General features: G+C 70.4%; 16 protein-coding genes and 3 pseudogenes. 10 read left to right on the top strand and 9 right to left on the bottom strand.

What is annotated here, in order from left to right; all coding sequences use genetic code 11:
* Window positions 1–112 precede the first annotated feature (112 nt).
* Window positions 113–1,602, bottom strand: a pseudogene (locus M6G65_RS03760) (LTA synthase family protein).
* Window positions 1,603–1,819: 217 nt separating this feature from the next.
* The gene (locus M6G65_RS03750) at window positions 1,820–3,322 is read right to left on the bottom strand and encodes a capsular polysaccharide export protein, LipB/KpsS family (RefSeq protein WP_250103586.1); all 1,503 of its coding nucleotides are present in this window, start codon (window positions 3,320–3,322) and stop codon (window positions 1,820–1,822) included.
* 334 nt (window positions 3,323–3,656) lie between these two features.
* Here M6G65_RS03750 and M6G65_RS03745 point away from each other — a divergent pair, with 334 nt between their 5' ends.
* From M6G65_RS03745 to M6G65_RS03730, 4 genes are all read left to right on the top strand, one after another.
* The gene (locus M6G65_RS03745) at window positions 3,657–4,964 is read left to right on the top strand and encodes a capsule polysaccharide biogenesis protein (protein WP_238199571.1); all 1,308 of its coding nucleotides are present in this window, start codon (window positions 3,657–3,659) and stop codon (window positions 4,962–4,964) included.
* Between the two features lie 107 nt (window positions 4,965–5,071).
* Entirely contained in the window at window positions 5,072–5,839 is a 768-nt protein-coding gene (locus M6G65_RS03740) for an SDR family NAD(P)-dependent oxidoreductase (RefSeq protein WP_238199572.1), read from the top strand.
* Window positions 5,839–6,699, top strand: a complete 861-nt coding sequence (locus tag M6G65_RS03735) for a formyltransferase family protein (RefSeq protein ID WP_238199573.1) — start codon at window positions 5,839–5,841, stop codon at window positions 6,697–6,699. Before M6G65_RS03740 ends, M6G65_RS03735 begins: the two co-directional genes overlap by 1 nt.
* 237 nt (window positions 6,700–6,936) lie before the next feature.
* Window positions 6,937–7,347: a flagellar basal body rod C-terminal domain-containing protein gene (locus M6G65_RS03730; RefSeq protein WP_192708776.1), complete on the top strand. Its 411-nt coding sequence runs from the start codon at window positions 6,937–6,939 to the stop codon at window positions 7,345–7,347.
* Here M6G65_RS03730 and M6G65_RS03725 read toward each other — a convergent pair.
* Window positions 7,340–8,734, bottom strand: coding sequence for an amino acid permease (locus tag M6G65_RS03725; RefSeq protein WP_238199574.1), 1,395 nt, complete (start codon window positions 8,732–8,734; stop codon window positions 7,340–7,342). The two genes, M6G65_RS03730 and M6G65_RS03725, sit on opposite strands and share 8 nt — an antisense overlap.
* A gap of 482 nt (window positions 8,735–9,216) precedes the next feature.
* Between M6G65_RS03725 and rpsO the strand changes: the two genes are divergently transcribed.
* From rpsO to M6G65_RS03710, 3 genes and pseudogenes are all read left to right on the top strand, one after another.
* Window positions 9,217–9,486 (top strand): 30S ribosomal protein S15, encoded by a 270-nt coding sequence (rpsO, locus tag M6G65_RS03720; protein WP_010685305.1) that lies wholly within the window; start codon window positions 9,217–9,219, stop codon window positions 9,484–9,486.
* A gap of 210 nt (window positions 9,487–9,696) precedes the next feature.
* A pseudogene (gene pnp, locus M6G65_RS03715) lies at window positions 9,697–11,915 on the top strand (polyribonucleotide nucleotidyltransferase).
* Window positions 11,916–12,078: 163 nt separating this feature from the next.
* The gene (locus tag M6G65_RS03710; protein WP_012317941.1) at window positions 12,079–12,300 is read left to right on the top strand and encodes a YgaP-like transmembrane domain; all 222 of its coding nucleotides are present in this window, start codon (window positions 12,079–12,081) and stop codon (window positions 12,298–12,300) included.
* A 217-nt stretch (window positions 12,301–12,517) separates the two neighbouring features.
* Here M6G65_RS03710 and M6G65_RS03705 read toward each other — a convergent pair whose 3' ends face one another.
* Window positions 12,518–12,781 (bottom strand): GlsB/YeaQ/YmgE family stress response membrane protein, encoded by a 264-nt coding sequence (locus tag M6G65_RS03705; RefSeq protein WP_238199598.1) that lies wholly within the window; start codon window positions 12,779–12,781, stop codon window positions 12,518–12,520.
* Between the two features lie 181 nt (window positions 12,782–12,962).
* On the opposite strand from M6G65_RS03705, the gene M6G65_RS03700 reads away from it, so the two are divergent.
* Together M6G65_RS03700 and M6G65_RS03695 are read left to right on the top strand one after the other, a co-directional pair.
* Window positions 12,963–13,319, top strand: coding sequence for a RidA family protein (locus tag M6G65_RS03700; protein WP_250103585.1), 357 nt, complete (start codon window positions 12,963–12,965; stop codon window positions 13,317–13,319).
* A gap of 20 nt (window positions 13,320–13,339) precedes the next feature.
* Window positions 13,340–14,422, top strand: a complete 1,083-nt coding sequence (locus M6G65_RS03695) for a polyamine ABC transporter substrate-binding protein (RefSeq protein ID WP_373323904.1) — start codon at window positions 13,340–13,342, stop codon at window positions 14,420–14,422.
* 38 nt (window positions 14,423–14,460) lie between these two features.
* Here the strand turns inward: M6G65_RS03695 and M6G65_RS03690 are convergent.
* Window positions 14,461–14,872, bottom strand: a pseudogene (locus M6G65_RS03690) (DUF3597 domain-containing protein).
* 211 nt (window positions 14,873–15,083) lie between these two features.
* Between M6G65_RS03690 and M6G65_RS03685 the strand changes: the two are divergent.
* The gene (locus M6G65_RS03685) at window positions 15,084–16,139 is read left to right on the top strand and encodes a double zinc ribbon domain-containing protein (RefSeq protein ID WP_238199577.1); all 1,056 of its coding nucleotides are present in this window, start codon (window positions 15,084–15,086) and stop codon (window positions 16,137–16,139) included.
* A gap of 176 nt (window positions 16,140–16,315) precedes the next feature.
* On the opposite strand, the gene M6G65_RS03680 is transcribed toward M6G65_RS03685, so the two are convergent.
* From M6G65_RS03680 to M6G65_RS03665, 4 genes are all read right to left on the bottom strand, one after another.
* Window positions 16,316–16,483: a hypothetical protein gene (locus M6G65_RS03680; RefSeq protein ID WP_238199578.1), complete on the bottom strand. Its 168-nt coding sequence runs from the start codon at window positions 16,481–16,483 to the stop codon at window positions 16,316–16,318.
* A 328-nt stretch (window positions 16,484–16,811) separates the two neighbouring features.
* The gene (locus tag M6G65_RS03675) at window positions 16,812–17,135 is read right to left on the bottom strand and encodes a hypothetical protein (protein WP_238199579.1); all 324 of its coding nucleotides are present in this window, start codon (window positions 17,133–17,135) and stop codon (window positions 16,812–16,814) included.
* Window positions 17,136–17,175: 40 nt separating this feature from the next.
* Entirely contained in the window at window positions 17,176–17,997 is an 822-nt protein-coding gene (locus M6G65_RS03670; protein ID WP_250103584.1) for a helicase C-terminal domain-containing protein, read from the bottom strand.
* Window positions 17,961–19,025, bottom strand: coding sequence for a DEAD/DEAH box helicase (locus M6G65_RS03665; RefSeq protein ID WP_250103583.1), 1,065 nt, complete (start codon window positions 19,023–19,025; stop codon window positions 17,961–17,963). Before M6G65_RS03665 ends, M6G65_RS03670 begins: the two co-directional genes overlap by 37 nt.
* Between the last annotated feature and the right edge of the window lie 189 nt (window positions 19,026–19,214).

Below are 19,214 nucleotides of genomic sequence, written 5' to 3'. Positions count from 1 at the left end.
GCTTTAACGGCCGCGCCGAACCTGCGGCCGTCTCGCGGACGGTCGCGCTATCGGTCGGCAATGCGTCACCAGCGTGGCACGGCCACGCTTATGGCGTGCAAGCTTAACCTTATCATGTCCGAACGGAGATGTCCGCAGACGCGGCGGCGAGGGCGCCGCGCAGTGCCCGCCCCAAGGCATCGGCGGGGATATCGACCCGGCGCGGCGTGTCCGACGCGCGGCCAAAGCGGAACAGGGCGTACTCGGTGGTCCGGCCGCCGAAGCCGGGCTTGCAAGTCGGCAGAGAAGGCGCGTGGTCGCCGAACACGCAGAGCGTCATCGTCTGGCGACGCTCGCGGGCCAGGGCATCGAGCCCCGCCACGAGGGCCTCGACCATCCGCCCGGTATTGGCGACGTGGTGGAGATACTGCGCCTGCGGGTCGTCGAGCCCGGGCAGCCGACCGGGCTTCCAGGGACCGTGGTTCTCCATGGTGACGCAGAACAGGAAGAGCGGCGTCGGTCGCGCCCGCACCTCGGCCAGCAGGCGCTCGCCCAGGGCGACGTCCCCGACATACGGTCCGACCCGCGGCGCCTCCGCGAAGGCCTCGCCCATCACGAGGTCGGCGAAGCCGAACGCCTCCATGATCTTCGCCCGGCGGAAGAAGTCCCGGTGGAAGGGGTGGAGGAACAGGGTCGCGTAGCCCCGGGCCCGAGCGAGACGGGCGAGGCTCGTCGGCTCGTCGCCGCTCCGGGACGTGTAAGGATCATACCGGCCGAAGCCGAGGCTTTCGGAGGGCCGGCCGGTGAGCACCGCGTGCTCGCTGCGCATCGTGTAGGCGCCGTGCGCCGGGACTTGAAGGCGGCCGTACTGCGCGGCCCGCGTTCGGAACAGCTCCATCGCCGGCAGCGTCGCGCCGCCGAGCCGCTCTGGGTCGATGAAGGATTCGAGCTGGACCACCACCACGACGTCGTCGCCCGGTCCGGGGGGCAGCGTCGGCGCTTCGGGCCCGGGCTCGCCCCCGCCAGCGCCCGGGCGGTGTAGCCGAGCAGGCTCGCCGGAAGGCCGACCCGGGCCACGTCCGCCTCTAGGTCGGGGCGCGGGAACCAGCGGGCGATCAGCCTGGAAAGCGGCGGGCGCGGCGCGGCCTTGACCATCAGCCAGAGCAGCAGCGGCAGGCCGAGCAGGGCGAGGATGCGCGGCAGGGTGGAATCGGGCAGCACGCTCGGCTCGGTCCGGTACCACAGCACGGTGGCCGCCAGGGTGAGCAGGACGGGCACGGAGATGCGCGGATCCCATAGCGGCGGGATGTAGTAGAGCTGCGGGTGGCGCGGCACCTGCGGAAGCAGGGCGAAATCGCTGAACAGCAGCGGCTCGCCGATCACCGAGCGCTTGGCGCGGCTGACGACGATGAGGATCGCTACGGTGATCACGCAGGTCAGCCCGGCGAGCCAGGGCCGCCAGGAGAATTCGAACCAGAACAGCAGGATCAGCAGGTAGCCGGTGAGCCGCAGGCCGAGGTCGCGCGGCGCGAGGCTCGCCCGGGTGATCGCGTCGCCGACGAGCACCTCCAGGGCTAGGCAGACGGCGAGCGCGAGGCCGGTGGCAATGAGGAAGGTCGTCAAGACTCGGGCACTCGGCTGGAGACGGGCCTGCTCGCCGCCGGGCTACGGTCCGGCGGGAAACAGCGCGTCGGAGCAAGGGTTTGCGAGTCGCTCCTGATCCGGATTGATCGGGGGCGGCCCAGGGCATGCTGCTGAATCTCGATCTTAGCAGCGCGCGCTATCGCTTTGGTGTCACAGCAAGGTCTCGGAATTCCGGTGTCTCGGCCCGGGATCCGTCTCACCGCGGGCCGTCTCCGGTCTCGCGGCCGACGCCGCGCCGACTGCGCAGCGCCCGCACGATCGGGTTGAGGAGCCCGTAGCGAGCCCGCATCACCAAGTGGGCCGCCCGGCCGATGGACAGGGCGCTGCGCGGCGCCGCGTCCCGGGCTGCGCTGAGCCGGTCGAGGAGTTGCTCCGGGCTGCACGGCTTCATCGCCACGGGATCGAGGTAGCGCGGATAGAGGATCATCGCCCCGGCCACCAGCGCGTCGAGGCTCAGCCGGCGGCCCCGGTCGGCCCCCGGCGCCAGATCCTCCGACAGGCCCCAGCCCGCGTAGAAGGGCCGGCCGTGCGTCGCCACGGTGAGTCCGCGGATCAGCGCCTCGAAGCCGGCGAGCGACGTCATGGTCTCGACGTGGTGGACCCGGTCGAGCAGGTCGACGATGCTGATGCCGGCGACGATCCGGTCGGCCAGGGTCAGCGCCTCCGCCTCCGGGATGATCCCCGGGCGGAAGCCGGCCTCCACGTCGGGATGCGGCTTGTAGAGCAGGAACGCGTCCGGGTTGCGTCGTCGGGCCGCCTCCAGGAGTGCCCGGTTCGAGCGGACCAGCGGCGAGCCGTGCCGCACCGAGGCATCGTCCTCCACTTGGCCGGGGACCAGAACGATCCGCCGTCCGGCCGGCCAGTCGAGCGACGCGGCGTCCAGGCCGACATTGTACTTGCTGAGCCGGCGCACCACGACCTCCTCGCGCAGGCGGCGTGCCCGGGCAACGAGATCCGGGGTGAAGTCCGCCTCGGCGAGCAGCCGCTGGAGGCGGCTCTCCCGGCGCGGATCGTAGTAGATGCCGAGATCGCCGACCACGATGGAGGCGCCGGGCTGCAGGCTGGCGCCGAGCCCGACGGAGCGCAGGAACCCGTCCTCCACCCGGGCCAGCGGCAGCCCGGCCTGCGCGCAGGCCTCCTCCAGCTGGCCCGGCGCCCGGGTCGCCCAGGCGAGGACGCGCCCGCGATGGCGCCGACCGGCCTTGATGGCGGCCTCGGTGGTCATGGTGTGGATCGGGCGCCCGGCGGGCCCGGCCCCGAGCACGTCGAGGGCCGGCCGCTTCCAGCGCGACATCCCAACATAGATGACCCGCCGGTCGTTCTCGGAAAAGCGCGCGGCGAGCCACGCCACCCGCTCTGCGCAGGCTGCGCGCTCGATCGGCGCCCGGGTCCAGGGATCGAGGTAGTGGACGCCGCCCTCCCCGCCGAGCGGCACGCCGTCGAGCCTGATCGTCAGGGACGCGAAACCGGTCTCCGGCGTATCGTACGGGCTGAGGAGCGGCCCGGGGCCGACCACGAGGCGGCGCCGGCCCGCCAGGGCCAGCAGACGCCCGGCCGGACTTCCGGCGCCCCAGACCGCACCGACCGCTCGGGGGCGCGCCGGCGCGAAGGCGAGGCCCGTCGCGGCCTCGATCTCCGCCCGCAGGCGGCGGATCGTGCGGCCGGTCGCGTAGAGCGACGGGGTGGGTTCAGGGGCCATGGTCGGCGCGTCCGGCTCCGTTCGGGCGAGGTGGTGGGCCGCCTGTAGCGCATTTTCGTCGGCGTGGGATGGCCGTGCAACGCGGGGACAACCGTGGCCGACGTCACCGCCGCCACGACCTGGAAAGGATTTGGACATATCGTCGCCGCGATTGCCGGCCTAATCCGAATCTCGAACCGCGGACGCGCCACCGTTGCAGACGGGCCACGCCGACGCGGAAAAACCGTGCTGCGGCACGGCTTTGGATTGCCGGGCCGTCAGGCTCCGTGCCACCTGATTGTCTCTCATCGGCCTGGCTCGTCCGGGCCAGGGTCAAGGATAGAAGCGCCGCGGAATGCAACAGCCCGCCCCCGACGCCCTCCGTGACCGCCCTGCGACCTTCCTCTTCCTCCAGGGCATCGCCACGCCGTTCTTCTCCGATCTCGGAAAGGCGCTGCGCGCGCGGGGGCATCAGGTCCGGCGCATCAATCTCTGCCCCGGCGACTGGCTGTTCTGGAGCGGCGAGGCGGACAATTACCGCGGCCGCCGCGAGGCCTGGGGCGAGTATCTCGAATCCTATCTCGACCGCGAGAGCGTCACCGATATCGTGCTGTTCGGGGATTGCCGGCCGTTCCACAAGGCCGCCCGGATGATCGCCGAGTATCGCGGCCTGCGGGTGCACGTGTTCGAGGAGGGCTACATCCGCCCGAACTGGATCACCTGCGAACTGGGCGGCGTGAACGGCTTCTCGTCGCTTCCGCGGACGGCCGACGAGGTCCGGGCCCTGGCGCGGCGCCTGCCGCAGCCCGGCCGGGCGATGCCCTCCACGGGCGACATGGCCCGGCGCAGCGTCTGGGACGTCGGCTACAACCTCGCCAACGTCCTGTTCCCCTACCTCTTCCCGCATTTCCGCAGCCACCGGCCGACCCATATCGCGGCCGAATATGCGGGCTGGATCAAGAAGTTCACCCGCCGAGCCCATACCCGTCGCGAGGCCGCGCGCTGCGACGAGATCTACCGTGCCGTCGGCTGCGACTACTTCCTGCTGCCGCTCCAACTCGACAGCGACTACCAGATCCGGGTCCACTCGCCGTTCCTCGGCGTCGAGGGCTTCATGGACCGGGTGATCAAGTCCTTCGCGGACGCCTCTGCGGCGCCGACGCGTCTGCTGGTGAAGCTGCACCCGCTCGACAGCGGCCTGATCAACTGGCGCAAGTTCGCCCGCGCCTCGGCTCGCCGCCACGGTGTCAGCGACCGGCTCGACTTCATCGACGGCGGCGACCTTCCGGCCCTGATCAAGGGCGCGCGCGGCGTGGTCATCGTCAACTCGACAGTGGGCATGCTGTCGCTGGAGATGGGCTGCCCAACCCATGCGGTCGGCAGCGCGATCTACAACATGGCCGGCCTGACCCATCAGGGTGACCTCGACGGCTTCTGGAAGAGCCCGACGGCGCCCGATATGGGCCTGATGGCCGATTTCCGCCGCGTCGTGCTTCATCGGACCCAGGTCAACGGCGGCTTCTTCTCCAAGGAAGCCATCGACCGGGCCGTGGCCGGCTCGGTGCCACGGATGGAGGCGGCGCTTCCCGATTCGATGCTGGCGGCGGCGCGGGCGATCCGCGAAGCGGCCGAGCGGGACGGCGAACTCGCCCCGGTTTACTGACCGAAATCCGCACCGGCGGAGGGATCCGGGGCCTTTGACACGGCTTTCGCGGTCGGTGAGCCCGTCCCGACCTTGATCTTTCCACGCCCGGCGGCGTAACCCGCCCTATGCCCCGCATTCTGATCACCGGCGCGTCGAGCGGCATCGGCGCTGCGCTGGCGCGCCACTACGCGCAACCCGGCGTCAGCCTCATCCTCGTCGGCCGCAATGCCGAGCGCCTGGAGATTGTGGCCCGCGACTGCCGCGCCAGCGGCGCCACGGTCGATGCCGCCCGCCTCGACACCCGCGACCGGGCCGCTGCTGTGGCGCTCGTGCGCCGGTCGGACGCGGAGGCGCCCCTCGACCTCGTCATCGCCAATGCCGCGGTGAACGGCGGCAACCAGGAGGGGCAGGTCGAGGCCGAGGACGTGGCCTTCGAGACCGCCGACATCAACTACACCGGCTCGCTCAACGTCGTGCTGCCCAGCCTGACGCTGATGCTCGAGCGCGGACGCGGCCAGATCGTCCTGCTGTCGTCGCTGGCCGCCTATGCGCCGCTGCAGGACGCGCCGGCCTATAGCGGCGCCAAAGCGGCCCTCGTTGCCCACGGTCTGGCGCTTCGGCAGAAGGTCGGGCCCCGGGGCGTGAAGGTCAACGTCGTGACGCCGGGCTACGTGAAGACCCCGATGGGCGGTGAGCTGAAGGGCTGGCGGCCGCTGGAAATCAGCGCCGAGGAAGCTGCCGTGCGCATCGCCAAGGGCATCGCGGCCAACCGCGACGTGATCGCGTTCCCGTTCATCCTCGCGGCCCTCGCCCGCACCGTGCTGCTCCTGCCGGAGAATGTCCGCAAGGCCGGGCTCTACGCCTTCCGGTTCCAGCGGCGGAAGCGCCGCTGATGGCGCGGCCCCGGATCGCGCTGTTCGTCCTGGAGGCGCTGCCGAACGCCCGCGTGGTCCGCCGGCTCGTCGCCGATTACCGGGCCGACATCGCCTTCGTGGGCCTCTCCAACGCCGAACGGCCGTCGAGCGGCGGCCTGACGGGCCAGATCCGGCGGCACCTCGCGCGTTCGGGCGCCGGCATCCTGCCCTACCTGGCGGTCAATTTCGGCCTGCCGGACCTGCTGCGGCCCCTGGCGCCGCTGACCCAGGCGGCGGCCGGAAGCGGTGACGCGCCGGAAGCGACACCCCTCAAGACCCTGTGCCGGCGCCTCGGCATCCCGACTCTGTCGATCGACGACGTCAACGGTCCCGAGGTCGCGCAACGGCTGCGCGAGGCGGCGCCGGACCTGATCCTGACCTACCATTTCGACCAGATCCTGAAGCCGGAGACGATCGGGCTGGCGCGGCTCGGGGGCATCAACGGCCATCCCGGCCTGCTGCCCCGTCACCGCGGCCCGGTGCCGACGATCCACGCCCTGGCCGAGGGCCCCGGCAGCTTCGGCATGACGCTGCACCGGCTGGCCGCCACGATCGACACCGGGGCGATCCTCGCCCAGGAATTCGTGCCCCTGCCCCCCGGCACCACCGCAACCCGGGCCGCCGTGGCGCTGCACGCCCACGGGCGCGGCCTGCTGGATGGGCTGCTCGATACGATTGCCCGGACCGGCGCGATGCCCGAGGGCCGGACCACCGCGGTGCTGCCCTACTGCCCGTTCCCGGACCGGGCGATGCTAGCATCCCTGCGCCGCCGGGGCCTGCGGCTGACCGACGGTCAGGATCTCCGGGAGGCGTTGAGCCTCTCCGGGACGGTGAGGTGAGCATCAGATGCTGATTTCGGATCCCGGGCTCCGCTACACGGCCTCGGGATGACTGAGTCGGTTTTCGGGACCGCTCGTTTTGCGTGCACATCGGGATCCTGCTGCGTCTCTGACGGCCACGTCTCGCGAGGCGGCCAGAGGTTGAGCCCCAAGAGCTCGCCGGACCTGGTCTTAACCGGTCGTTAAGCCTATCGCGCCGAGGATCGTGCACCGTCCTCCCGCCGCTCAGGCCCGCGCATGCCGGATACCAGCGCCCTCCACTCGGCCTCTGACGCACTGGCGGCCGGCCGGCAGGTGCAGACCGGACGGATCCGCACGATCTCCGAGAACATCGCCAACGCCGATTCCGCTCCCACCGAACCGGGCGGGGCGCCCTATGCCCGCAAGATCGCGGTGTTCGCGCCCGTCGTGGCCGACAGCCCGCGCAGCCCGGTCGGCCGCATCGTGCGCGACAGCAGCGACTTCCGCCGGCGCTACGACCCGTCGAACGGCGCCGCCGACCTCAGGGGATATGTTCGCCTGCCTAACGTGAACGCGGCCGCGGAATCGGCCGACCTGCAGCAGGTGGTCCGGAACTACGAGGCCAATCTCAACGCCTCGGCCACGATCGACAGGCTGACCCAGGCGACGATCAACCTGATCAGCTGAGCCGGGCGCGCCGCCGGCCGTAGCCGGCATAGATCGCGAGGCCGAGCACCAGCCAGAGCGCGAGGCGGATCCAGGTCTCGGCCGGGAGCGAGGCCATCAGCGTCAGGCACGACAGGATGCCGAGCCCGGCCGTGAGCGCCGCCGCCGGCGCCCGGAAGGGGCGCGGCCGGTCCGGCTCCGTCCGGCGCAGGATCAGCACCGTGGCGCAGACGAGGCAGAACGCCAGGAGCGTGCCGATGCTGACGATCTCGCCCAGGATGCCGATCGGCACGAGGCCCGCCACCGCGGCCGTGAACAGGCCGATCACCAGCTGGCTCGCCACGGGCGCCCGCGTCACCGGATGGACCCGGCAGAAGGCCTCCGGGAGGAAGCCGTCGCGGGCCATGGCGAAGAAGATCCGGCCCTGCCCGTAGAGCGCGGTCAGCGCCGAGGTGGTCAGGCCGATCAGGGCGCCGGCCTTGATCACCGTCGCGAAGCGCGACAGCCCGATCGTGTCGACCGCCTTGGCCACCGGGTCGGCGACGTCGAGATCGCGGTACGGGACGAGGCCGGTGAGCACGGCCGCCATCGCCACGTACAGCACCGTGGTGATCAGGAGCGAACCGATCAGCCCGACCGGCGCGTCCCGCTGCGGCGCCCGGCACTCGCCCGCGGCCGTCGCCACGGTCTCGAAGCCCACGAAGGCGAAGAACACCACGGCGGCGCCGCGGAACACGCCGCTCCAGCCATAGGTGCCGAAGAGCCCCGCATTGTCCGGCACGAACGGGTGCCAGAGCTCCGGCTTCAGATGGGCCGCGCCGACGCCCACGAAGGCCAGGATGATCGCCACCTTGCAGCCGACCAGGAGCCCGTTCACCAGGGAGGCCTCCCGGGTGGCGCGCATCAGGAGCGCGGTCAGCAGCAGGACGATGCCCACGGCCGGCAGGTTCACGAGGCCGCCATCCCCGGGTGCTCCGGCGAGCGACGCCGGGAGCCGCAGGCCGAAATCCGCCGCGAGCGACTGCGCGTAGCCCGACCAGCCCACCGCCACCGTCGCCGCCGCCACGGCGAATTCGAGGACGAGGTCCCACCCGACCAACCAGGCCGGAAACCGCCCCAGGCTCGCGCGGGTGTAGGTGTAGGTGGAGCCCGGCTCCGGGATCATGGCCGCCAGTTCGGCGTAGCACAGGCCGACGAAGCCGCACGCGATCGCGCCGATGACGAAGGAGAGGCTGAGTGCCGGGCCGGCATATTGCGCCGCCGCGGTCCCGGTGAGCACGAAGATGCCGGCGCCGATCGTGGCGCCGAGCCCGATGGCGATGAGGCCGGGGGCCGTGAGGCTCCGGGCGAGTGCGCGGCTCTGCCCGGGCTCGGCACGGACGCCTGTCGTCACCGCAGATTCGGCCATTCCGTCCCCCCTTCCCGCTTGATCGCGCCTCGAACGCCGAGGAGCAAGCGGCGCGCCCGAACGTGTTCTGAGCCCGGTCACGCGTCGAAGCATCGCGCAGCGTGGCCGCAAACGGAATGGTTCGCGGGACCCTCCCGGGGCCGCGTCGCCGAGCCTAAAATCCCGAATCGCCGGTGCCGCCAGGCTGAGCCAACCACGCGGATCTGGATTCCGGGCCCTGCTTCGTGGTCCCGGCATGACGCCGCGGGATGCGACCGTCTTGTGCCGGGTCGATCGGACACGGCGGCCCGCAGGCTCCGGGGCTGGCATATCCGGCGGTTTCGTGCCATGGAACGCGGGCCTCGACCCGGGTTACCGGGCGGGGCTTGAGCCGCTTGGCGCTGTGACCGTGCTGGACGACATCCCGGCACCGGCCGAACGCCGAGCCCGCGCGCGCCCGAACGGGGCGCCGCATCCGACCAGCACAACCCGAAAGGCACGCGATGTCGATCACGGCAGAGCGCAAGACCGCGCTCATCAAGGAACACCGCAAGGACGCCAAGGACACCGGGTCCCCCGAGGTCCAGGTGGCGATCCTGACCGAGCGGATCACCAACCTCACCGGCCACTTCAAGACCCACGCCAAGGACAACCATTCCCGGCGCGGCCTCCTGAAGCTGGTCTCGCAGCGCCGCTCGCTGCTCGACTACGTCAAGCGCAAGGACGAGGCCCGCTACCGCGCCCTCATCGAGCGTCTCGGCATCCGCCGCTAAGGCGTCTATCGCGCGGTTCCGGGCACGGCCCGGGGCCGCGTTTCACCATCGCGGGCTGCCGGAATGGGTCCGGCCTCCCGACAAGCGGGCCGCTTCGAGGCGCCGGCATCGGGGCAGGATCGCGAGACACTCACGCCGTGGAGTGTCTCGCCGTCTTGCCCCGGGCGGCGCCGGGCTTGGGCCCGCCGCAGGCAAGGAAGAGACGAAAGAATGTTCGACGTTCAACGCGAAGAGCTGATGTGGGGCGACCGCAAGCTCGTCCTCGAGACCGGCAAGGTTGCCCGCCAGGCCGACGGCGCCGTGGTCGCCACCTACGGCGAGACCTCGGTGCTCGCCACCGTGGTCGCCACGAAGGAGCCGAAGCCCGGCATCGACTTCATGCCGCTCACCGTGAACTACCAGGAGCGCGCCTACGCGGCCGGCCGCATCCCAGGCGGCTACTTTAAGCGCGAGGGCCGTCCGTCCGAGAAGGAGACCCTGGTCTCCCGCCTGATCGACCGCCCGATCCGCCCGCTCTTCGTCGAGGGCTGGCGCAACGACACCCAGGTCGTCGTCACCGTCCTCACCCACGACCTTGAGAACGATCCCGACATTGTCGCCATGGTCGCGGCCTCCGCCGCCCTGACCCTGTCGGGCGTGCCGTTCATGGGCCCGATCGGCGGCGCCCGCGTCGGCTACATCAACGGCAGCTACCGGCTGAACCCGCTGGTCACCGAGACCAAGGAGGAGTCCAGCCTCGACCTCGTCGTCGCCGGCACGCAGGACGCGGTGCTGATGGTCGAGTCGGAGGCCAAGGAGCTGTCCGAGGACGTGATGCTCGGCGCCGTGATGTTCGGCCACAAGCATTTCCAGCCGGTGATCGAGGCGATTATCCGCCTCGCCGAGAAGGCCGCCAAGGAGCCGCGCGACTTCAAGGCCCCCGAGAACGCCGACGTCGAGAAGGCCGTCCTCGAGGTCTGCGAGACCGAGCTGCGCGCCGCCTACACCAAGACGGTCAAGCAGGAGCGCTACGCCGCCGTCGACGCCGTCAAGGCGAAGGTGATGGCCGCTCTCTGCCCGGAGGGTGCCGAGAAGTACCCGGCCGAGAAGGTCAAGGCCGCCTTTAAGGAGGCCCAGTCGAAGGTCGTGCGCTGGAACGTGCTCGACACCGGCGCCCGCATCGACGGCCGCGACCTGAAGACGGTCCGCCCGATCGTCTCCGAGGTCGGCGTCCTGCCGCGGGCCCACGGTTCGTCGCTGTTCACCCGCGGCGAGACTCAGGCCCTGGTGGTCGCCACCCTCGGCACCGGTGAGGACGAGCAGTTCATCGACTCGCTGGAAGGCACCTACAAGGAGCGCTTCCTGCTCCACTACAACTTCCTCCCTACAGCGTCGGTGAGACCGGCCGGATGGGCTCCCCGGGCCGTCGCGAGATCGGCCACGGCAAGCTCGCCTGGCGGGCGATCCGCCCGGTCCTGCCGCCGGCCCACGAGTTCCCCTACACGATCCGCGTCGTGTCGGAGATCACCGAGTCGAACGGCTCGTCCTCGATGGCCTCGGTCTGCGGCGGCTCGCTGTCGCTGATGGATGCCGGCGTGCCGCTGCGCCGTCCGGTGGCGGGCATCGCCATGGGCCTCATCCTCGAGGGTGAGCGCTTCGCGGTCCTGTCCGACATCCTGGGCGACGAGGATCACCTCGGCGACATGGACTTCAAGGTGGCCGGCACGGACGAGGGCGTGACCTCGCTCCAGATGGACATCAAGATCGCCGGCATCACCGAGGAGATCATGCGGGTCGCCCTCGACCAGGCGAAGGACGGGCGCGCCCACATCCTCGCCGAGATGGCCAAGGCCCTGACCGCTGCCCGTCCGGAGCTCGGCGAGTACGCGCCGCGCATCGAGACGATGCAGATCCCGACGGACAAGATCCGCGACGTGATCGGCACCGGCGGCAAGGTGATCCGCGAAATCGCCGAGAAGACCGGCGCCAAGATCAACATCGAGGATACCGGCATCGTCAAGATCGCCTCGGCCGACGGCAAGGCGATCAAGGCGGCCTACAACTGGATCCGCTCGATCGTAGCGGAGCCGGAAGTCGGCGTGATCTACGACGGCACGATCGTGAAGTGCATGGAGTTCGGCGCCTTCGTGAACTTCTTCGGCGCCAAGGACGGTCTCGTCCACATCTCGGAGCTCGCTGCCCAGCGGGTCGCCAAGGTTCAGGACGTCGTCAAGGAAGGCGACAAGGTCAAGGTGAAGTTCCTCGGTCAGGACGACCGCGGCAAGATCCGCCTGTCCATGAAGGTCGCCGACCAGCAGACGGGCGAGGACATCACCGAGAAGGTGAAGGCGCAGCGCGACGCCGACCGGGCCGAGCGCGGCGACGAGCCGCGCGAGCCCCGCGAGGGCGGCCGCCATCGCGGCGAGCGCCGCCGCGAGGCCGGCGAGTAAGCCTCGGGACTCACGCACCGGCTCCGGCCGGTGCTGGATGTCTCAGACGGGCGCGGTCCTTAGGGGCCGCGCCCTTTTCTTTTCGCTCCAGGGGGCCGGCCATCAGCCGGGAACGGGGCGCCGGATGCCGCGTTCCCCCGCGACTTCCCAACCGGAGACTCTCATGGCCAACGACATGATGCACGACATCTTCAGCGGGCAGCCGAACCTGTCGACGACGGAGCGCGCCGTCTCGGTGGCGCTCGGCCTCGGCATCGCCGCGGCCGCCGCGCAGCCCCGCCCCAACAAGCTCCTGAGCCTGCTGGCGCTCGTCGTCGGCGTCGGCCTCGCGGTGCGCGGCGCGACCGGCCACTGCGCCGTGAAAGCCGCGTCCGAGCATTTTTAAGGCCCCGACGTTCGAGGGTTCCGGCGTCACCGTCTTTGCGAGCGAAGCCAATCCAGTCCGTGCACCGTTTGACATCGTCGGGTTGCCCTGGGTCACTTCGCTGCGCCCGTGATGACGGAGGGTGCTGTAGCGGGACCCCGACCGGAATGCGTCGGCCAGACAACAAAAGGGGCGCCCCGCGGGGCGCCCCTCGTCGTTCCGGGAACTGCCGGACGGTTCAGTAGGTGGTGGTGCGGCGGCCGGCGATCAGGCCGTAGATGAACAGCACGACCACGGCACCCACGATCGCACCGATGAAGCCCGCGCCCTGATTCGGTCCGTACCAGCCGACGGCCTGGCCCAGGAAGGTCGCCACGAAGGCGCCGACGATGCCGAGGATCGTGGTCAGGATGAAGCCGGCGGGCTCGTTCGGGCCCGGCATGAGGAACTTGGCGATGACGCCGGCGAGGAACCCGATGATGATGGTCCAGAGGATACCCATAACAAACCCCAAGGCGTGATTGTCGATGCCGGCAGAACGCTTCGCGGACCGCGACGGTTGCCCGCACCCCGCCCCCAGGTGACGATTTTCCTCGGGTTCCAGCGGCGTCCGGACGCGCAGCCCTTTACGGCCGGGCCGCTGCGGCGGCAGATACGCCGGTTCTTGAGGTGTGGAGACGGGCATGGACATTCAGCGGATCGAGCCGGGCAAGCGGATGTCGCAGGCCGTGACCTTCGGCAACATGGTCTACCTCGCCGGCCAGGTCGCATCCGATACGGTCGGCACCGGGGTGACGATCCAGACGCAGCAGATCCTCTCGGAGATCGACCGGCTGCTGGCCGCAGCGGGCAGCGACAAGGAACGGATCCTCTCGGCCACCGTCTACCTCGCCGACATCGCGACCTTCGCGGAGATGAACGCGGCCTGGGATGCCTGGGTCTCCCCGGAGAACCCGCCGGCCCGCGCCACCGTCGAGGCCAAGCTCGCCGCGCCCGAGTATCTCGCCGAGATCGTGGTCGTGGCCGCGAGGAGCCGGTGAACGGCCTGCGTCGCATCGTTCTGGCGGCCGTCCTTCTGGCCGCCCTCCCCTTCGCGCAGCCGGTCCCGGCCGCCGAGGAGCGGGTCCTCAACATCTACAACTGGTCGGACTATATCGAGCCGAAGGTGCTCGAGGCCTTCACCCGCGAGACCGGCATCAAGGTCGTCTACGACACCTACGACAACAACGAGATCCTCGAGACCAAGCTGCTGGCCGGCCGCTCCGGCTACGACATCGTCGTGCCGTCCGGACCCTACCTGCAGCGGCTGATCCGGGCCGGCGCCTTCCTGCCGCTCGACAAGTCCAAGCTGAAGAACCTCGGCAATCTCTGGCCCGAGGTCACGAGCCGGCTGGCGGCCTACGATCCCGGCAACACCTACGCCGTCGACTACATGTGGGGCACCACCGGCATCGGCTACAACGTCGCCGCCGTGCGCGAGCGCCTGGGCGCCAACGCGGCGGTGAACTCTTGGAACCTCGTTCTCAATCCCGCTTCCGCCAACAAGCTGAAGGAGTGCGGAATCATGATGCTCGACAGCCCCGAGGATCTGATCCCGAGCATGCTGCCGGCCTTCGGGGCCAAGGCCGATTCCAAGCGCTGGGACGACATGACCCTGGTGACCGATGCCCTCTACAAGGTGCGCGGCTCCGTGCGGAAGTTCCACTCGTCGGAGTACATCCAGGCGCTGGCCAACGGCGATATCTGCGTGGCGGTGGGCTATTCGGGCGACGTGATGCAGGCCAAGCGCCGCGCCGACGAGGCCAAGAACGGGACGGAGATCGCCTACGTGGTGCCGAAGGAAGGCGCGCTGATGTGGTTCGACACCTTCGCGATCCCGAAGGATGCCGCCCACCCGGCCGAGGCACTGGCCTTCATCGACTACATGATGCGGCCCGACGTGGCCGCGGCCAACACCAACTTCGTGGCCTATGCCAGCGGCAATCTCGCGGCGAAGAAGTTCGTGAAGCCCGAGATCCTGAGCAATCCCGGCATCTACCCGGACGAGGCGACGATGCAGCGCCTCTCGATCAACACCGCCTGGGACGACCGCACCCAGCGATTCGTCACCCGTCTGTGGACTCGGGTCCGGACCGGGCGCTGAGCAGGGAGCCAGCGGACCGGCTCCCCTTTTCCTGTGGCCTAGTGCTTCAGGTCGTCCGGCACCTTGCCGCCATTCTCGGCGAGCTTCTGCATGACCTGCTTGTGCAGCCAGATGTTCATCGAGGCCGAGTCGTCCTTGTCGCCGGTGTAGTGCAACTCATCGGCGAGCTGCTTGCGCGAGGCGAGGCCGGAATCGAGGCCGAGCAGCTTCATCAGGTCCACGATCGAGTGGCGCCAGTCGAGCGTCTGCGGGTTCTTCTCGGCGAGGCTGGTGAGCACGGCCGCGACATCCACCGGTTCGCTGCCGCCGGAGCTGCCGGGGGCGGACGGGGTGGACGGCGTGCTGGAGGGCCGGACCACCCGAGCCGGCCGTGGCCGAGGGCGCGGCCTCCGCGGTTCCACCGCCGAACGGGTGGAGGATCTTGCCGACGATGCTGCCGAGGAGGCTCATGGGTCCGCTCCGAATCTCGTAACCCAGCATCCGCGCCGGGCGGCCTGACAACAGGTTATCCGGCTCGACGTTCCGTAGCCGAGATGGGACGCGCGTCCCGGTCGCCTGCTAAGCTCGGCGGCTGCCATCCGCGGAGAACCGATTCGACCCGGGCCTGCACCGGGCAGATGGGATGTCGTCGCACTCGCCTGGACCAGCCGAGGATCGTGTCGTGAGATCAGGTGTCAGTCTGTCCGAGCGGTCCTTCACCCTCATCCTCTGGCTGGTGGCCGTCGCCTTCGCGGTTTTCCTGATCGGCCTCGGTTCCCTGGTGGTCGGCGACCTGCCGGAGGTCGAGCACCGCTATACACTTGAGCAATTCCTCGACCCCGGGAAGTCGCAGGCCACCGCGGCCGCCCTGAAGGAGGTCCGCCGTGAGCGCGGCGACAACCAGCAGCAGACGGATCAGGCCCAGCTCGCCCTCGACGCGGCGCGCTCGGCCTCCGCGGCTGCCCGCGAGACCTTCGCCAACTGGCTGAAGACCCGGGATACGACACAGCGTGTCGACCAGGATCCCGATCTGGTTGCCCGAACGCAGCAACTCGACGCCCTGAAGGCCGCCGAGCGGACGGTCGAGGAACGGCTGGAAGCCCTGGCTCAGGCGGATCTCGACCTCGCGCAGAAACAATCGGCGCTGATGGCCGAGGACAGCGAGGAGCGCGCGGCCGCCCAGCAGAAGCTCCAGGCCGCCGAGAGCACGCAGGAGCTGCGCGTCTTCGGCTACCGGCTCGCCGTGACCCTCCCGCTGTTGGTTCTGGCCGGATGGCTGCTCCTGAAACGGCGGAACACGCGCAATTGGCCGTTCGTGTGGGGGTTCGCGCTGGCGGCGGCCTTCGCGTTCTTCGTCGAGTTGGTGCCGTATCTGCCGAGCTACGGCGGCTACGTCCATTACGGCGTTGGGGTGGTGGTCACCCTTGTGGCCGGACGCGCGGCGATCAACGCCCTCCACGCCCATCGGGAGCGCCAGCGGATCGCGGAAGCGCGACCCGACGAGGAGCGACGGACCGAGATCGCCACCGATCAGGCCCTGCTCCGCCTCGCCAAGAAGGTCTGCCCGGGCTGCGAACGGCCCGTCGACGTCGCGAGCCCGAATGCGAATTTCTGCCCGCATTGCGGGATCGGCCTGTTCGAGCGGTGCCCCGCCTGCGACCATCGCAAGAGCATGTTCGAACGGTTCTGCTCCGCCTGCGGCAGCCGCGGCGGTCATGCCGCCCTGGGGCAGGCCTGACCGACGCGCGGGGCGAATGGCCGGCATGTATCCCAGCGCGCGGCTTGCCGCGCCTAGGGCTCTGCCGAGACACCGTAGACACCGCTTAGCTCAGCCGATCGGCTATCCTGCCGACTCGCCCGCCACCGCGATGTCGTCCTGTGCGTGATCCGGTGCGGCGGGAAAGGTGTGAGGGCCTACGTGCGGGCGCCGTGCAGCGCCGCTCCGAGCAGGCACAGGCCGAGCACGAGGCAGATCCCGCTCCAGCGCTCGAAGACGGCCGCGCGCCCCGGATACCGCAATGAAAGACCCGCGAGACTCACGCCGCAGATTAGACACACCAAGCTCATCACGGCGATCAGCACGTTTCCCTGCTTCCGGACTTGATGCGCGTAGCCATAATCAGATTTCGCCGACAGGCGAGCGAAAAAACAGCGTCATCCATAGCGAATTCGGAATTGTGAAGTTTCCGCCAGGGCCGCCCAGCTTGATTTAAGAACACTAAATCTGAGGTTGTATCGGATCGACGATCGGAAAATGACTGATTTGTCCCGTCTCGGTATTAGACCGAACTTGAAAATTGACATTTGTTACAAATCGCGAACGACAAATCCTCCGCCCAAAAGCGGGTGCGTTCCCGCCGCGACCAGGAACGGCGGGGTGGCGGATTTCGATCCGTTGCGACGGGATGAATTAAGACGGGTTCGACAGGGCCGTGATGATGGCGGTCCGCTCCTCCGCCAGGGTGCCGCGCGGTCCCGGGCGGCCGGCGCGCCCATACCAGTAGCGCGCGTTGCCTGCGTCGCCCTCGAGCCTATGGAGATGGGCGTGCACCCAGGCGGCATCGGGCCCGGACGCGTCCTGAACCAGGGCATGCGCCCGCTCCCAGGCAGCCAGGTCCGAGCCGGACGGATCCTTGGCCAGCCACCAGAGGGCGGCGAGCGGCGCCGGCCAGGACGCTGGGGGCGTGGTCCCGGTCAGGGCCGCGGCGAAGGCGGCGGGCAGGCTCTCGGTCATGGCGCTTCTCCCCTCCGTCGCGTCGATCCCGCACCGCGGCTCAGCGGCCGGCGGCGCGCTCCGGCTGCCAACGTCCGCGGCGCTGCCGGGCGGACCAAGCGTAGCGGGCATCGCCGTCGAGGCGGTCGAGATGGTCGGAGAGGCGGTTGCGTTCAAGCCAGGCGAGCGCTGCCTCCAACTCCGGCAGGGTCATGGTCGCGCGGCCCTTGCCGAGGACGCGCTTCAGCACGGCGTTGTAGCGATGCGCGAGGTTGCCGCCGCGGGGCACCCGCAGGGAGGCCTCGTCCTCCACCGCCTGCGCCGCTACCGCGACGGCGAGCCTCTGGCGCAGGGTCCGCTCGGTGATGGAGGGCGGCTCGGGGGTCGGTGCCATCGGCGTCGGCTCGGCGAGGCGCGGGCGCAGGAGGGCATAACGGAGGCCGATCGCGTTGCTCTCCAGGGGCGTGATCCCGGCGGGCTCGGCGTCACGCCAGCGGGTCCGCTCGGGCACGACGGCGCTGGCCGGGCGCTCGCGCCGGGGCCGGACGCTGCTGCCCTGCTCGGTCTCCAGCTCCAGGCGGAAGCGGGCGAAGAGCGGGTCGTCGGGGTGGAAGATCAGGGCCTGCTGCGCGTCGTAGGCGCCGGCATGCGGATCGACCCGGGTCGCCCGGGCGAGCATCTGCTCCAGCCAGGGGCGCGAGCGGATATGGGTGAGGGCCGCGACCACGGCGACCTCCGGCGCGTCGAGGCCTTCGTAGGCCATAGCCACCGTTACGAGCACCGCCGGTTCCGGGGTGAGGCGGAAGGCGGCCAGGGCGGCATGGGCGTCGCCCTGGCCGGAGGTCGCTAGGCGGACGTCACGCTCCCCCTGCCCGGCCGGCATCCAGCTTCGCAGGGTCGCCAGATAGGCCCGCGCGCTCGCCTGATCCGGCGCCACCACCAGAAGCTTGCCGAGCCCCTCACGGCCTCCCCGGGCGGAAGCTGCCGCTCCGCTCGGCGCCGGGCGCGCAGGCGCTTCGTGGCGTGGAACGCCTCGCTCAGGAGATCGCGGGCGAAACCGGTGCGCAGGGCCGTGAACAGGGCCGGCCGCGTGGTGACCCGCACCGAGCCGGCGCCCAGCCGGTGTGGTCCGACCCGCGGGCTGTCGCCGGCGATCCGGCCGCCCTCGAGCCAGCTCGCCTCGCCGTCGATCGCCCCGAAGGTCACCGGCAGCACGGCCCGCTCGGCGAGGGCCTGGGCGCGCGAATAGCCGATCACCGCGAGGCCCGGCGCGTCGAGGTCGAGTTCCGGCCCGCGACCCGGCGCTGCGGGCTGGTAGGGCAGGCCGAGGATGCGCCGGCCGTCCGCCCGCTCGAGCGTGCCCGACAGGTAGAGCCGAAAGGCGGCCGCCTCCATCACGGGCAGCATCGCCCGGGACCATGCCCCGGCTTCCGCGTCCTCGGCTGAGGCCTCCTCCGCCCCCGGCCTGCCGGGAACTGGCAGGTGATGGACCTCGTCGACGACCAGAAGGGTCCGGTGCGCCCGCGCTTCCGCCAGATGAAGGGCCGGCGCGGCGGCGACCGCCTGGTAAGTGGTGATGTAGCCGGCCGTGCCCCGGGCCGGATCACGTTCGTTGTCGGCGGCGCGCACGGAGAGGGCATGCCCGAAGGCAGCGCGCCAGAGCGGGTCGGCGAAGGCCTCCTCGGCCTGCAGCCGCAGCGAATCCCGCGGCACCACCCAGACCACGCGCTCGACGAGACCGGCCTTGATGAGCCCATGCGCGGCGATCACCGGCAGCAGCGACTTGCCGCCGCCGGGCGTCACCGCAGCCAAGATCTTGCGGACATGGCCCGCCTCCCCGCGCGCCATGGCCGCGACCAAGGCCATCAGCGTGCGCTGGTGGGACCGCAGGGACGGGGCGGGACGGGTCAAGGGCCGACGAAGCAGGGCGACATGCGCGCACCGTGGCCGATCCGGATTCCTTTGTGAATCCCCCGGAGTCGCGGAACGTTCGCGTTTTCGTCTCGCTGGCGTCGGCTGAACGCGACCCCGGACCCGGCTCAGGCGCTCCCGCCCGAGCGGCTTCGGCGCCGGAAACCGATGTCCCTTCACGGCCGCCGC

The sequence above is a fragment of the Methylobacterium tardum genome (assembly GCF_023546765.1).
GTDB lineage: Bacteria > Pseudomonadota > Alphaproteobacteria > Rhizobiales > Beijerinckiaceae > Methylobacterium > Methylobacterium tardum.
This window is presented reverse-complemented; position numbering and strand designations above follow the sequence as displayed.